The organism is Bradyrhizobium manausense (genome assembly GCF_018130615.1).
In the GTDB taxonomy this organism is placed as follows: Bacteria; Pseudomonadota; Alphaproteobacteria; order Rhizobiales; family Xanthobacteraceae; genus Bradyrhizobium; species Bradyrhizobium manausense_A.
Window position 1 is genome coordinate 235,157 of the sequence record NZ_JAFCKB010000002.1, and the last position, 14,071, is coordinate 249,227.

Genomic DNA, 14,071 nt, shown 5'->3' on the forward strand with positions numbered 1-14,071 from the left:
GTCGACGGAAAAATGACAGGAATTCCGTCACGTTAGCGGCTTTTCCTCATTCCCGGCCTTGTGTTTTCGCTCCCAATCCGGTTTCACTGCAACTCCTCACTGATTCCCAGAGTATTGCCATGCGGTTGTCGCGGTTCTTTCTGCCCATTCTGAAGGAAAATCCGAAGGAGGCGGAGATCGTCTCGCATCGGCTGATGCTGCGCGCAGGCATGATCCGGCAGGAGGCGGCCGGTATCTACGCGTGGCTGCCGCTCGGCTTCCGGGTGCTGAAGAAGATCGAGCAGATCGTGCGCGAAGAGCAGGACCGTTCCGGCGCGCTGGAACTGTTGATGCCGACGCTGCAGCTCGCCGACCTCTGGCGCGAGAGCGGCCGCTACGATGCCTACGGCCCGGAGATGCTGCGCATCGCCGACCGGCACAAGCGCGAGCTGTTGTACGGGCCCACCAACGAGGAAATGATCACCGAGATCTTCCGCGCCTACGTCAAGTCCTACAAGAACTTGCCGCTCAATCTCTATCATATCCAATGGAAATTCCGTGACGAGCAGCGTCCGCGCTTCGGCGTGATGCGCGGCCGCGAATTCCTGATGAAGGATGCCTATTCCTTCGACCTCAACGAAGCCGCTGCGCGCGTCGCTTACAACAAGATGTTCGTCGCCTATTTGCGCACCTTCGCTCGGATGGGGCTGAAGGCCATCCCGATGCGTGCCGAGACCGGCCCGATCGGCGGCGATCTCAGCCACGAATTCATCGTGCTCGCGGAGACCGGCGAATCCGGCGTTTTCATCAATCGCGACGTGCTGGATTTGCCGGTGCCTGGCGAGGACGTCGACTATGACAGCGACCTGACGCCGATCATCAAGCAATGGACCTCGGTCTATGCCGCGACGGAGGACGTTCACGATCCCGCGCGGTTCGAGCAGGAAGTGCCGGCGGAGAAGCGGGTGAACACGCGCGGCATCGAAGTTGGCCAGATCTTCTATTTCGGTACGAAATACTCCGAGCCGATGAAGGCGATGGTGGCGGGGCCTGACGGCGTCGATGTACCGATCCACGGCGGCTCTTACGGCGTCGGCGTCTCGCGCCTGCTCGGCGCCATCATCGAGGCCTGTCATGACGATGCCGGCATCAAATGGCCGGAGGCGGTGGCGCCGTTCCGCGTCGCGATTCTCAATCTCAAGCAGGGCGATGCGGCGGTCGATGGCGCCTGCGAGAAGCTCTATGCCGAGCTCACTGCCAAGGGCGTCGACGTGCTCTATGACGACACCGACCAGCGCGCCGGCGCCAAATTCGCCGCCGCCGACCTGATCGGCATCCCCTGGCAGATCATGATCGGGCCGAAGGGGCTGGCCGACGGCAAGGTCGAGATCAAGAAGCGCAGCGACGGCTCCCGCGAGACCATGTCGCCAGCGGACGCGGTCGCCCGGCTGGTCGGCTGAATATTGTTCATCGCCCGATATCGCGGCCGCCAATCCGGCCACAATTGACCCCGAATCATGGGATTATCGAGCGATGGATGAAACCATGACCGAGACCGTTCAAACCGCGCCTTTCGCGCCCTTCGAGTGGATGCTGTCGGCGCGCTATTTGCGGGCGCGCCGCAAGGAAGGATTCATCTCGGTCATCGCCGGGTTCTCCTTCCTCGGCATCATGCTCGGCGTGGCGACGCTGATCATCGTGATGGCCGTGATGAACGGCTTCCGCAAGGAGCTGCTCGACAAGATCCTGGGGCTGAACGGCCATATCCTGGTCCAGCCGCTGGAATCGCCGCTGACCGACTGGAAGGACGTCGCCGAGCGCATCAGCCAGGTTCAGGGCATCCGGCTGGCTGCCCCGGTCGTCGACGGCCAGGCACTGGCGTCCTCGCCCTGGAATGCCTCGGGCGTGCTGGTGCGTGGCATCCGGTCAGACGATCTCAACAACCTCACCTCGATCGCCAAGAACATCAAGCAGGGCTCGCTCGAGGGCTTTGACGACGGGCAGGGCGTCGCGATCGGTCGGCGGCTCGCCGATCAGCTGTCGCTGCATGCCGGCGACAGCGTGACCCTGGTCGCGCCGAAGGGCGCGGTCACCCCGATGGGCACCACGCCGCGCATCAAGCCTTACAAGATCGTCGCCGTGTTCGAGATCGGGATGTCCGAATACGATCTCGGCTTCGTCTTCATGCCGCTCGCGGAAGCGCAGGCCTATTTCAACCGCAGCAGCGACGTCACCTCGATCGAGGTGTTCACCACTAATCCCGACCGCATCGACGCCTTCCGCAAGGCGGTGACGGAGGCAGCGGGCCGGCCGGTGTTCCTGGTCGACTGGCGGCAGCGCAACTCAACCTTCTTCAACGCGCTGCAGGTCGAGCGCAACGTGATGTTCCTGATCCTGACCATGATCGTGCTGGTCGCAGCGCTCAACATCGTCTCCGGCTTGATCATGCTGGTGAAGGACAAGGGCAGCGACATCGCGATCCTCAGGACGATGGGGGCCTCGCAGGGCTCCATCATGCGGATCTTCCTGATCACGGGCGCTTCGATCGGCGTGGTCGGCACGCTGGTCGGCTTCTTCGTCGGCCTCGTGATCTGCCTCAACATCGAATCCATCCGGCAATTCCTGTCCTGGCTGACCAGCACCGAATTGTTTTCGCCGGAACTCTATTTCCTGTCGAAGCTGCCCGCCGAAATCGACGTCGGCGAGACCACGGCCGTCGTCATCATGGCGCTGACGCTGTCGTTCCTGGCGACGCTGTATCCGTCGTGGCGCGCCGCGCGCCTCGATCCCGTCGAAGCGTTGCGGTACGAGTGAGGGGCTGATGGAGCAGCAGCAGGGGGCGGAAGATGTACCGGTCATCTATCTCCACGAGATAAGACGGCAGTACCTTCAGGGCGAGGCGGCCCTGACGATCCTCGACAACGCCAAGCTCGCGCTGTGGGCGGGCCAGTCGGTCGCGCTGGTGGCGCCGTCGGGCTCGGGCAAGTCGACGCTGCTGCACATCGCGGGCCTGCTCGAGGCGCCCGATTCCGGCGAGGTCTACGTCAATGGTGCGCCGACCTCGCAATTGCCTGACATCGAGCGCACCCAGCTTCGCCGCAGCGATATCGGGTTCGTCTACCAGTCGCACCGGCTGCTGCCGGAATTCTCCGCGCTGGAGAACGTGATGATGCCGCAGATGATCCGCGGCCTGAAGAAGTCCGAGAGCGTCAAGCGTGCCAAGGAGATCCTCGGCTATCTCGGCCTCGGTGATCGCATCACGCATCGGCCTGCGGAGCTATCGGGCGGCGAGCAGCAGCGCGTCGCGATCGCGCGCGCGGTCGCCAATGCGCCGCGCGTGCTGCTGGCGGACGAGCCGACCGGCAATCTCGATCCGCACACCGCCGACCACGTGTTCCAGGCGCTGATGCAGCTGGTCAAGGCGACCAAGGTCTCCATGCTGATCGCGACCCACAACATGGAGCTCGCGGGCCGCATGGACCGGCGCGTGTCGTTGTCGAACGGCCAGGTCATCGAGCTCGAATAGAAAACGCGAAAACAACCCCATGCACAGTAGACGGCCGTTGCCGGCTACGGTCGGGGGAATGTCTCCCAACCATCTGACATATCGGACAAACCGGCTGCGACGGCGCATCGCTGCAGCGGCGGGGCCTGTTATGGCCGGATCACCGTCAATTTGAACGGCCCGCCATTGGCCGCGGCATGCGCCACGGCCTCATTGACGTGGTCGAGGTCGAAGTTCGTCGTCTGGTACTCGTCGAGCCGCAACAATCCCGCGCGCACCAGGCCGATCAGGCGGCTCGCCGCATCCGGCGGATACATCCACACGCCGTGGATGGAGATGCAGTTGCGCATGATCCAGGGGTAGGGCAGTTCGAGGCCCGCACCGCCGGCCATGCCGACACCACCCATCAGCACGACGCGACCATAGGCGCGAACCGTCATGACCGCCGCGCGCACCACGCTCGTGCTCACCGAGGGCGGCATGATGTCGAGCACGCAGTCGATCGAGCCTCCCGCCGCGCGCTTCATTGCCTCGCGGTCGTCGTCCTCGTGACCGGTGAGCCTGACCGGCTTCACCCGCGCGCCGAAGCGGCGGACGAGGTCGGCCAGGATCGTCTCGTTGCGGCCGGGCGTCACCACGCAGGCCGCCCCCATTGCGAGTGCGACGGAGACGGCGGCGCTGCCGAAATTGCCGGTGGCCCCGCTCACCAGCACGGTCTCGCCCGCTTGCAGGTTTGCAGCGAGAAAGCCGCCATAGGGCACCAGCGCCGTTCCCAGCGCGCACCATTGCGAGGCTTCCGCGGAGGTGATCTGGCCAAGCTTCTTCACGTTCTCGGTCGGCACGCGCATCTGCTCGGCATACGAGCCGTGGCGAAAATGCTGCTGCAGGCGCATGCCGCCAGGGCCGGCGGCCGTGAGCCCTTGCAGGGCGATATCGGGCGCCACGATGTCGTCGCGCGAGCGCACCGTCGGGTCGCAGAACACCCAGTCGCCAATGCTGAGCTTGGTGGCATCAGGGCCGATCGCGCGCACCCGGCCGATGCCGCCAGGGCCGGGGATGATCGGCAGGGCGAGCGCGCAGTTGCGCTCCCCGCTGAAGACTTCGTTCATGTAGGACAGGACGCGCGTGGCGACGACATCCACGATGACCTCGCCGGTGCCGAGCACCGGATCCGGCGCGGTCTCGACCACCAGCGGTGATCCCAGGGATTTAAGGATGGCAGCTTTCATGATGTTCACCTCAGAGACGGGTGATGCTCATATGCGGCGGCCTTGAAGGGACATGAAGGCCTGGTATTATCCTAGTATTCCCAAAACCCTCCATCACGGGAACACGCCATGGCCGATCCACGCCGCGTCGAATTCGGCGATTTCCTCCGCTCCCGCCGCGAAAAGCTGTCGCCGAAGACTGTCGGGCTCCCCGCAGGCCAGCGGCGGCGGACCGCGGGGCTCCGCCGCGAGGAGGTCGCCCAACTCGCCGGCATCGGCGTCGACTGGTATATCCGCCTCGAGCAGGGACGCACCGTCAGCCCGTCGGTCACGACCATCGATGCGCTGGCGCGTGCGCTACGCCTCAGCAAGACCGAGCATGCGCATCTCAAGGATCTCGCGCGCGACGGCGCGAGGGGCACGTTCACCCGCGAGGTGGTGCCGCCGCCGATCCTGCGCCTGGTCGAGAGCCTGCCGCACCCGGCCTACATCACCGGGCGGCGCTGGGACGTTCTGGCCTGGAATGCCGCCGCCGAGGAGATCTTTGCGTTCGGGCGGCTGCCGGAGGATGATCGCAACACGCTGCTCTTGATGATGACCAACAAGAAGACCCGGAAATCCTATGGCGCGGGCTGGGCTGACGTGGCCAAGCGCATGGTCGCGATGTTTCGCGCCACCCACGACGTCTGGGCCGGCGATCCCGCCTTTGCGGAATTGCTGACGCGGTTGCGCGAAGGCAGTCCCGAATTCGTCAAATGGTGGGGCGCGCACGAGGTGCACGGCACCTTGTCGGGCCACAAGACCATGACCCATCCGACCAAGGGCGTGCTGCATTTCGAGCACACGAGCTTTCAGGCCAATGACGATCCCGCGCTGAAGCTCGTGATCTATACGCCGGTGTGAGGATCGATGCTGACAACCGCGCCCATGTATTCTCCTCGAAAGATCAGCTCGTGGTGTTCGGCTTTAAGTACGGGGACAGTTCGCGCTGGCCTGCTTGTTCAAAGTCCTGGCGGCGGTGTGATGTAGCCGGGCATCTCGGCTGCGAGCGTACCCTTCAGCATCGCCGTCCCCTTGTCGGCCATCACCTCGCTCTTGCCTGCGGCGAGAGCGTCAAAAGTCTGGCGCACCACGTCGTCGGGGCTCGCCTTCGGCACGTCGATGCCGTTGGTCAGGTCGGTCTCCATGAAGCCGACATGGAGCCCGAGCACCTGGACGTTGCGCTCACGCAGGTGAAAGCGAAGCTGGTTGGTGAAGCTCCAGGCGGCCGTCTTCGATGCGGCATAAGGCGTCAGATAGGGCCGCGGCAGCCACACGATATCAGAAAGCACGTTGATGATGGCGGCTTGCGGCTTGGCCGCCAATATGTGCTCGAACGCCTGCGTCACGCGTATGACGCCGTAATAGTTGGTGTCGAACATCCGGGTCGATTGCGCCTCCATGTCCGGGGCAAGAGGATTGGCGATCAAGGCGGCAATGCCGGCGTTGTTGATCAGCAGATTTGTGTCCGCAGCCAGTTCGGCAGCTGCGGTGATCGACGACCTATCCGTGACATCGATCCTGACCGGGATCGCGCCGGGCTCCAGGAACCCGGTCGTGTTGCGCATGCCCGCGTAGATCTTTCTTGCACCGCGACGACGTGCCTCGCGTGCAAAAGCCAATCCCAGGCCACGATTTGCCCCAGAGATGAACACTGTTGCGTTTGCGACGTCCATGACGGATCACCTTTCGAAGACGCGTCTTTGTCAAAAGGCACGTGTCTTGATCTCGACCATAGGGTCGCGCCCTGATCTGGTCTGGTAGGAAACAGCCTCCACTGGTATGAACCGCCCAGCGGCATCTGACGATCTCGTGAAGATTCCGCGTTCGCTTGCTCCGCATTCTGATGCGTGCATGTGAACGGTTCGTCAGAGATCCAGGGGATTGCCAGCGTGCTCGCCGACCGGATTTCCGCAGCAATTGGCCGGGGATTCAAGATCCCGCCACCGCCGACGATCGCCGCACGAATTGCGGGAACGTCTCAGATCGCCTTTTCGCGCTTCAGGAATCTTGAATCCAAGCCGGGACTCTCCACTCCATCTACTCGGGAGGAGGCGTTCGTCCTCAATATCCCGTTGATGCCGGCAAAATACGCGGTCGTCTCGATCGACGGCAGGCGTCAGTCGGTCGTTCAATCGCCGGGCAAGGCTTATCTCTTTGACCTGACCTCCAAGAACGAAGTGAGCCTCGACGCGGTCTATGACAGCGTGCGTTTTCACGTTCCTCAGGCGTCCATCGATGACGCAGCCTATGAAAGGGGCTTGCCTCGCGTCGGCGGTCTCCATGCAAAGTCGCTTGGACAGGATGACCCGGTTCTCTATGGATTGGCTCTTGCGATACTGCCGGTTGTGATGGATCCCACGCGAGCGACGGCGGCATTTCTGGAATATGCAGCCCTGGCCGTGCATGACCATTTGATCTACACTTATGGCGGTCTGCCCAGAGGAATTCAGGCGGTGGGTGGATTGGCGCCGTGGCAAATCCGCCGGGCGTGTGACTTCATCGAAGCCAATCTGGCCGGCGATCCATCCATCGTGGCGCTCAGCCAGGAGTGCGGCATTTCAGCCAGTCATTTCGCGCGCGCCTTTCGCGTGTCGCTCGGCATGACGCCGCATCAATGGATCACGAAGAGGCGCATCGCGCGTGCAAAATCATTGATGAGCCAATCGGCCGCGACCCTGGCCGAGATCTCGCTTGTCTGCGGATTTTTCGACCAAAGTCACCTCGGCCGTCATTTCCTGAAGGAAGAAGGTCTCAGCCCGGCTCTGTGGCGTCGCAGGCAGGGCGCGCGATAGTCACGATCAGCCCGATGCGAGCAGGAGCTGCGCAACCTCGGCCGGCCTGTCGATCATCAACCAGTGACCGGCCTCGACCGGCTTGACCGTGCTGTGCGAGTAGTTCGCCGCGATCGCGGCTGCTGTGGTGGAGGTCAAATAGGGATCCATGACGCCCCAGATGAGCGTGACTTTCGAGGTGGACCTGCGGACGTCAGGGAGGCGCGACGTATTGTAGGCCACGCTCTCGCGCACCTGCCCGGTCATCTGCGCAAAGGCAGGTCCCGCCCCGCCGGCGAAGTTGCCGTTGACGATCGGTCGCACGATGCCGACGAAGCGCTTCCTCAATTCCTCGGGCATGTTGACCTGGAAGTGGTTGTCCTGGAACGTGATCAGCCAGTCCATCTTCTCAGGACTGGCAAGAAATGCCTGGGCAAGCTGCTTGAGCCAGGGGTCGCCGAACACCTCGATGATTTCGGGTAACCGCCATGTCGGCGAGTCCGAATAGTAGCAGTTCATCAGGCAAAGCCAGTCAACGCGATCGGGATTGTCGAGAGCATAGTTGGCGGCGCAGGGACCGCCGGAATCGTGACCGACCGGAACGAATTTGTCGATTTTCAGCGCGTCGACGACGGCTGCCAGGTCTCCGACCTGCTGTTTGAACGTATACCGATAATCTCCGGCTGCGAGCTTCTCCGACTGGCCGAAGCCGAGGAAGTCGAACACGACCACCCGCCTGCCGGCCCGGGTCAGATATGGCACCAGGTAATCGTAGATGTGAAGATTGTCCGGGAAGCCGTGCATCATGACAAAAGCCGGATCTTTGCCGGGATACTCGCGCGCGTAAATGATGTGGCCGCCGCTCGATATCCGGTGCTCGACATAGGGAACGGCGGATGCCATTGGCGGCTCGATCCTCGCGTCGCTCTCGGTTGCACCGGCTCGATCGGTCAGCGCGAGGGCCAGGCCGCCGGCGGTCGCGAGCAGCAGGTCACGGCGTGAGGCTAGATTTGCGTGCATGAAAGAGTCCATCTCACAATTCCTTTCCAAGGCTGGTCTGGATTTGCTGGCGGCGATTTGGCGGGCGCGTCTGATCGCGCCGCACGACAATTTCGTCGCGATCAGGCTGCGGCTTCTCGTACGATCCGCGCCCGATTTGGACATTTCGATCGCAAAACGCACGGACCTGCAAGCTGACGCGCTGCAAGGCGTAAGCTTCCCGTCAGGATCGCGGCTCGGGATGGGCATAGCGGTCGGGTCATTGCATACGGGACGTTGCCGTGGCGATGGCCGTCGCAAGTTCTGTCGACGACTCCCGAGCACACGAGCTTTCAGGCCAATGACGATCCCGCGCTGAAGCTCGTGATCTATACGCCGGTGTGAGGGCGCAAAAACACGGCAATCACGCGACGGCCTTTTTGACGACCGACGGCGAAACCGAGCACAGTCTCGTGCATGTCGCGACGTGCCTACAAAGCAGGGCCGAAGTTCGAGCGCCATGATTGCAGCCAACGCAAAGTAATGCTACAAATCGTAGCATTCGTTCGCGGTCGAAAGCGAGGTCGACGAGGGATCGGATGAGGCGTCGGCAATTCATTTCGCTTCTCGGCGGGGCTGCCTTGGCGCAAATCGCCGGGCCTCCGGTCTGCGCTGACTCACCGGCCAACTGTGCCGCTCCGGCAAAGCGCGATGATGGCTGGTCCGTTCTATCGGCCAGTGGAGACAACGACGTCGACCAGGCCGCGCTATGCAGGATGGCCGATCGCCTCGAAAGCTCCGGCGCCAACATTCACGCCGTGCTGATCGCTCGCCACGGTAGATTAGCGTTCGAGCGATACTTCAGAGGATCCGATGAGGTTGCCAGTCGCTTCTTCGGCGTTCTGGTCAAGGACATCAGCTTCGACGCCGATACACTCCATAATCTAAAATCGTGCTCGAAGAGCGTCGCGTCGCTCGTAGTCGGGATCGCGATCGACCAGGGCTTCATCCGAAGCATCGACGAACCAGTCGTCAGCTTCTTTCCCGAATTGTCCGAGCTGCGGTCCCCGGACAAGGATCGCATCCTGCTCTCACACGTGCTCACCATGTCGATGGGCCTAAAGTGGGTGGAGGCAACTCCGGCGACAGGGGACGACAACGACGAAGTGCGCATGCATATGGCGCAGGATCCCTCTCGTTACGTCCTCGGTCTTCCTGTGACGGCACCGGCCGGGCAGGGGTTCTTCTACAACACCGGTGCGCTCACGCTGCTCTCGGCGATCGTTCGCAAGGCCACCGGCCGTCCGCTCGATGAATTCGCGCGCACGGTGCTGTTCGATCCGCTCGGCATCAACGAATTTGAGTGGAGCAGGGTCAAGGGCGACAGCGATGCCGGAGGCGGATTACGCCTGCGGCCTCGCGATATGGCGAAAATCGGCCAACTCGTCCTCGCCGGCGGTCGCTGGAACGATCGGCAAATCGTTTCCAAAGCATGGATCGAGGCGTCGACCACCATGAAGCTTAAGGCGGATGACTATCAATCTTACGGATATTTGTGGTGGTTGGGACGTTCTCGCCTCAATGGGCGCCTCGTCCCGTGGATTGGCGCACTCGGCCGAGGTGGCCAGTCGATCCGCATCGTCCCGGAGCTCGATCTCGTTGTCGCGGTCACCGCGGGATACTATCAAGACTACAGTCCTGAAGCCTTCAAATTGCAGTACGGCGTGTTCAGGGATGTCTTGCAGGCTGTCTCGCCTCCGGCGTAAGGCCCCGCAAGCCTCTTTGCGAAACGATGAAGTTTCGAAGTAGGTTCACCAATTGCTACGCGATCACCGGGATGGACTTGGACTGTGACTGGCAAACGAACGCGCGAGGGAAGCGGCCGCGTCAAGCTCGAGGCGGTTGCAAGCGCCGCGAAGGTATCGACGGCCACCGTGTCGCGGGTGTTCAACGAGCCGGACAAGGTCTCTGAAGCAATCCGGGAGCGCGTAAAGGAAGCTGCCCGCGCGCTCAACTGGATTCCGAATGCCGCGGGAAGGGCGCTTGCCTCGAGCCGAACGCATATTGCGGGGGCGATCATCCCGACGCTCGACAACGAAATCTTCGCGCATCAGATCGGCGGCATGCAGGCGGTGTTCAGCAATGCCGGCTTCACGCTGTTTCTGGGCTGCTCCAATTACGATCCGCTCGAAGGCTTGAGGCAGGCGGAGGCCATGCTCGCGCGGGGCGTGGAGGCGATTGCGCTCGTCGGTGAAAACCATCCCGAAGAGCTCTTTGCGGCCTTGAAGGCCCGAGACATTCCCTACGTCGTCACGTACTCCTACAGCAAGCTGTCCGAACATCCCTGTATCGGCTTCGACAATCGTGCCGCGTTCGCCCGGATCACGGATCATCTGCTCTCCCTCGGACACCGGCGCTTCGCCGGCATCTTCCAGCCGGTCGCGAACAACGATCGTGTGGCCGCCAGGCTTGCCGGCGTGAGGGAGGCGCTGGCGGTTGCGGATCGGCAGATGCCGGACGAGAATTTGCTGATTGGTCCCTCCACGCTGGAATTCGGCGCCGAGAGTTTTTCGCGGCTGATGACGCGGGAGGGAGAGGCGCGACCTACGGCCATCGTGTGCGGCAACGACAACATCGCGCTCGGCGCCTTGATGGCTGCCAATGCCCTCGGCCTCAAGGCGCCAACGGGCTTCTCGATCACCGGGTTCGACGATCTCGCGATCTCGTCGCGCTTCACGCCACGTCTGACCACCATGAAGGTCGACAACCAGGCGATCGGGACGTTGGCCGCCAGCGAGCTCCTCGCCGTCGTTGCCGGCCACAAGACGAGGCCACAGTCCAAAGAGATCGTGCCGGTGTTGCAGGTCAGGGACAGCTCGGGCCCGCTGGCTTGACGATCGCGGGTGATGTCCGGGCGGGGAAGGGCGCCTTTGCCTGCTTGACCGGCGAGATGGCTGACCTGCACCGAATGGAAATCGGTTCATATCATTGAAAGACAACAGAAATCTGACCTTTCGGTGAAATTGACACCCTGTATGTAAGCGCTTACATACGATACGGCTTGTCGTCATAAACGTAGCGAGCGTTTCGCAAGGAAGCGCCATCGGAGGAAATGCAGGAATGCGCCTTGGTCTGTCGAAAACACTGAACGGCTGCGCCGTCGCAGCCACGCTTCTGCTGAGCACCTTCGCGATAGCGCCGGCGGCCCACGCCGAAGAGAAGCTCGTGGTCTGGTGGAACAAGGGCTTTTACTCGGCCGAAGAAGACGCGCTGCTCCAAGCGATTCACAAATTCGAAGCCAAGACCGGTGTGAAGGTCGAGCTGTCGCAATACGCGACGCAGGACGTCATTCCGAAGACCGTTGCGGCGCTCGATTCCGGCACGGTGCCTGACGTCGCCTATGCCGACACCTTCAACTTCCAGAGCGTTGGCAAATGGGCCGCCGAAGGCAAGCTCGAGGATCTCGGCGCCATCCTCACGCCGATGAAGGACCAGTTCGACAAGAGCGCGCTCGATACGGTCATGCTGCAAAACGAGCAGACCAAGAGCAAGAGCTACTACGCTTTCCCGGTCAAGCAGGCGACGCTGCATCTGCACTACTGGAAAGACATGCTCGAGGAGGGCGGTCTCAAGGAAAGCGACATTCCGAAGGACTGGCACGGTTTCTGGAATTTCTGGTGCGACAAGGCGCAGCCAGCGGTTCGCAAGGCAAGCGGCAAGCGCGTCTATGGCATCGGCCTGCCGATGGGCGTGGACAGCAGCGACAGCCTGATCGGCTTTCTGACCTTCGCCGAGGCCTATAATGTCGTCATGGTCGACGACAGCGGCAAGCTGCTGCTCGACGATCCCAAGGTGAAGGCCGGGCTCGTGTCCGCGCTCAGGGATTACACCGAGATCTACAAGAAGGGCTGCGTTCCGTCCTCCGCGACGAGCTGGAAGGACGCGGACAACAACGTCGCCTTCCACAACAAGACGACGGTGATGACCTTCAATCCGACCATCTCGATTCCCGGCAAGTGGCTGGATGACTCGACCAACCAGACCCTGACCGCCGAGCAGCGGGACGAGGCCAAGAAGAACTACGAGGAGCGCATCCGGACACTGCCCTGGCCGAGCAAGCCGGACGGTACGCCGATGCACACCCGCAGCTCGGTCGTGGTCGGCGTGATCTTCCAGCAGGCCAAGAACAAGGCGCGTGCCAAGGAGTTCGTGCAGTTCCTGCTTCAGGACGAAAACCTGCAGCCCTATGTCGAAGGCGCGCTGGGCCGCTGGTTCCCTGTGAAGACTGCCGCCGTGAAGTCGGCATTCTGGAACGGGGACGAGCATCGCAAGATCCTGCGCGACCAGTTTGCGGCGGGCGTCGGCGGCTACGAGATGACGCGGAACTACAAGTTCACCACGGTCAACAACGAGAACGTCTGGGCGAAGGCCACCATCCGCGTGGTCCTCGACAAGGTGCCGCCGGAGCAGGCCGTCGATGAGATGATCGACCGCATCAAGAAGATCGTCAGCGAATAACGACAAGCGTCCGCAGCAGCGCACGGTGTTGCTGCGGACGGCCTCTTGCCAATGATCTATAGTCGCGAACCGGTAGCGGAGCCGCCGCCACCTTCGTTACCCCGTTCGACACGCTTTGGAGCCTGCCTGTGACCATCGCTCTCAAGGGCATCATTCCCGTGATGCTGACGCCGTTCACCGAAGCCAAGACGATCGACTATGCCGGCCTGGAAAGGCTGATCGAGTGGTATATCGCGAACGGGGCCGACGCGCTGTTCGCGGTCGCCCAGTCGAGCGAGATGCAGTTCCTGACGCTGGACGAGCGCGTGGCGCTGGCGAGGTTCGTCGCCAGGACCGCGGCAGGCCGGCTACCGGTCATCGCGTCCGGCCATATCAGCGAATCCAGGGAGGACCAGCTGACCGAGCTTTCCTCCATTGCCAAGACGGGCGTCGACGGATTGGTGCTGGTGACGAACCGACTTGCGTCCCTGGATCCGACGGGGACTAATTTCACCGACAATCTGACCTGGCTGCTCGACCGGCTGCCCAAGGACATGAGCCTCGGCCTCTATGAATGCCCGGCGCCGTTCCGCCGGCTTCTCTCCGATGATGAGCTGGCCTTTTGCGCAGACAGCGGCCGCTTCGCAATTCTCAAGGACGTCTCGTGCGACCTTCCGACCGTGCAGCGCCGGGTCAAGCTGACCCAGGGCACGCCGCTGACGATCGTCAATGCCAATGCCGCGATCGCCTTTGACGCGATGAAGTCGGGAGCTCCCGGGTTCACCGGCGTATTCACGAACTTCCACCCCGACCTCTACAAATGGCTGCTGACGCAGCATCAGAAGCATCCGGTGCTGGCGAACGAGCTTTCGGTCTATCTCGCGCTCGCCGCGATGGCGGAGCCGATGGGCTATCCCAAGCTGGCCAAGCTCTATCACCAGCGGCTCGGCACCTTTTCCTGCACCGAGAGCCGGGCGGTCGATTTCGACATCCGCGAGCGCTTCTGGGCGCTCGATGTGCTGATCGACAAGATCGTCGAGGGACAGGAGTCGTTCCGCGCGAAGATCGCAGCGGCACGCTGAGCACGACGG

The 14,071-nt window shown here is 62.5% G+C and carries 13 protein-coding genes; 10 read left to right on the forward strand and 3 right to left on the reverse strand.

The window, feature by feature from the left end; translation table 11 throughout:
* The first annotated feature begins 119 nt into the window (after positions 1-119).
* From proS to JQ587_RS04805, 3 genes are all read left to right on the forward strand, one after another.
* Positions 120-1,439: a proline--tRNA ligase gene (proS, locus tag JQ587_RS04795; RefSeq protein WP_212424549.1), complete on the forward strand. Its 1,320-nt coding sequence runs from the start codon at positions 120-122 to the stop codon at positions 1,437-1,439.
* Between the two features lie 73 nt (positions 1,440-1,512).
* Positions 1,513-2,793: a lipoprotein-releasing ABC transporter permease subunit gene (locus JQ587_RS04800; RefSeq protein ID WP_148773669.1), complete on the forward strand. Its 1,281-nt coding sequence runs from the start codon at positions 1,513-1,515 to the stop codon at positions 2,791-2,793.
* A 7-nt stretch (positions 2,794-2,800) separates the two neighbouring features.
* Positions 2,801-3,505: an ABC transporter ATP-binding protein gene (locus JQ587_RS04805; RefSeq protein ID WP_212300898.1), complete on the forward strand. Its 705-nt coding sequence runs from the start codon at positions 2,801-2,803 to the stop codon at positions 3,503-3,505.
* Positions 3,506-3,633: 128 nt separating this feature from the next.
* Here the strand turns inward: JQ587_RS04805 and JQ587_RS04810 are convergent, their stop codons facing one another.
* Positions 3,634-4,713, reverse strand: a complete 1,080-nt coding sequence (locus JQ587_RS04810) for a quinone oxidoreductase family protein (protein ID WP_212424550.1) — start codon at positions 4,711-4,713, stop codon at positions 3,634-3,636.
* 108 nt (positions 4,714-4,821) lie between these two features.
* On the opposite strand from JQ587_RS04810, the gene JQ587_RS04815 reads away from it, so the two are divergent.
* Positions 4,822-5,595: a helix-turn-helix transcriptional regulator gene (locus JQ587_RS04815; RefSeq protein ID WP_212424551.1), complete on the forward strand. Its 774-nt coding sequence runs from the start codon at positions 4,822-4,824 to the stop codon at positions 5,593-5,595.
* Positions 5,596-5,693: 98 nt separating this feature from the next.
* Here the strand turns inward: JQ587_RS04815 and JQ587_RS04820 are convergent, their stop codons facing one another.
* Positions 5,694-6,407 carry an SDR family NAD(P)-dependent oxidoreductase gene (locus tag JQ587_RS04820; RefSeq protein ID WP_212424552.1) on the reverse strand — a complete coding sequence of 238 codons (714 nt, stop codon included), beginning with the start codon at positions 6,405-6,407 and terminating at the stop codon, positions 5,694-5,696.
* Between the two features lie 180 nt (positions 6,408-6,587).
* On the opposite strand from JQ587_RS04820, the gene JQ587_RS37010 reads away from it, so the two are divergent.
* The gene (locus JQ587_RS37010; protein ID WP_212424553.1) at positions 6,588-7,526 is read left to right on the forward strand and encodes an AraC family transcriptional regulator; all 939 of its coding nucleotides are present in this window, start codon (positions 6,588-6,590) and stop codon (positions 7,524-7,526) included.
* A gap of 6 nt (positions 7,527-7,532) precedes the next feature.
* Here the strand turns inward: JQ587_RS37010 and JQ587_RS04830 are convergent, their stop codons facing one another.
* On the reverse strand, positions 7,533-8,525 hold the full coding sequence (locus JQ587_RS04830; protein ID WP_212424554.1) for an alpha/beta fold hydrolase: 993 nt from the start codon (positions 8,523-8,525) through the stop codon (positions 7,533-7,535).
* Between JQ587_RS04830 and JQ587_RS04835 the strand changes: the two genes are divergently transcribed.
* The 5 genes from JQ587_RS04835 (at position 8,524) to JQ587_RS04855 (ending at position 14,062) form a co-directional block, all read left to right on the forward strand.
* Positions 8,524-8,862 carry a hypothetical protein gene (locus tag JQ587_RS04835; RefSeq protein ID WP_212300892.1) on the forward strand — a complete coding sequence of 113 codons (339 nt, stop codon included), beginning with the start codon at positions 8,524-8,526 and terminating at the stop codon, positions 8,860-8,862. The two genes, JQ587_RS04830 and JQ587_RS04835, sit on opposite strands and share 2 nt — an antisense overlap.
* Before the next feature lie 220 nt (positions 8,863-9,082).
* Positions 9,083-10,249: a serine hydrolase domain-containing protein gene (locus JQ587_RS04840; protein ID WP_212424555.1), complete on the forward strand. Its 1,167-nt coding sequence runs from the start codon at positions 9,083-9,085 to the stop codon at positions 10,247-10,249.
* 84 nt (positions 10,250-10,333) lie between these two features.
* Positions 10,334-11,377 (forward strand): LacI family DNA-binding transcriptional regulator, encoded by a 1,044-nt coding sequence (locus JQ587_RS04845; RefSeq protein ID WP_212424556.1) that lies wholly within the window; start codon positions 10,334-10,336, stop codon positions 11,375-11,377.
* A 226-nt stretch (positions 11,378-11,603) separates the two neighbouring features.
* On the forward strand, positions 11,604-13,001 hold the full coding sequence (locus JQ587_RS04850) for an ABC transporter substrate-binding protein (protein WP_212300889.1): 1,398 nt from the start codon (positions 11,604-11,606) through the stop codon (positions 12,999-13,001).
* A 128-nt stretch (positions 13,002-13,129) separates the two neighbouring features.
* Positions 13,130-14,062, forward strand: a complete 933-nt coding sequence (locus tag JQ587_RS04855; protein WP_212424557.1) for a dihydrodipicolinate synthase family protein — start codon at positions 13,130-13,132, stop codon at positions 14,060-14,062.
* Positions 14,063-14,071: the final 9 nt, after the last annotated feature.

Coding starts and splice junctions, on each gene's coding strand:
- JQ587_RS04840 (WP_212424555.1), top strand. CDS start 9,083: ATGAGGCGTCGGCAATTCATTTCGCTTCTCGGCGGGGCTGCCTTGGCG.
- JQ587_RS04820 (WP_212424552.1), bottom strand. CDS start 6,407: ATGGACGTCGCAAACGCAACAGTGTTCATCTCTGGGGCAAATCGTGGC.
- JQ587_RS04830 (WP_212424554.1), bottom strand. CDS start 8,525: ATGCACGCAAATCTAGCCTCACGCCGTGACCTGCTGCTCGCGACCGCC.
- JQ587_RS04810 (WP_212424550.1), bottom strand. CDS start 4,713: ATGAAAGCTGCCATCCTTAAATCCCTGGGATCACCGCTGGTGGTCGAG.
- JQ587_RS04835 (WP_212300892.1), top strand. CDS start 8,524: ATGAAAGAGTCCATCTCACAATTCCTTTCCAAGGCTGGTCTGGATTTG.
- JQ587_RS04850 (WP_212300889.1), top strand. CDS start 11,604: ATGCGCCTTGGTCTGTCGAAAACACTGAACGGCTGCGCCGTCGCAGCC.
- proS (WP_212424549.1), top strand. CDS start 120: ATGCGGTTGTCGCGGTTCTTTCTGCCCATTCTGAAGGAAAATCCGAAG.
- JQ587_RS04800 (WP_148773669.1), top strand. CDS start 1,513: ATGGATGAAACCATGACCGAGACCGTTCAAACCGCGCCTTTCGCGCCC.
- JQ587_RS04805 (WP_212300898.1), top strand. CDS start 2,801: ATGGAGCAGCAGCAGGGGGCGGAAGATGTACCGGTCATCTATCTCCAC.
- JQ587_RS04815 (WP_212424551.1), top strand. CDS start 4,822: ATGGCCGATCCACGCCGCGTCGAATTCGGCGATTTCCTCCGCTCCCGC.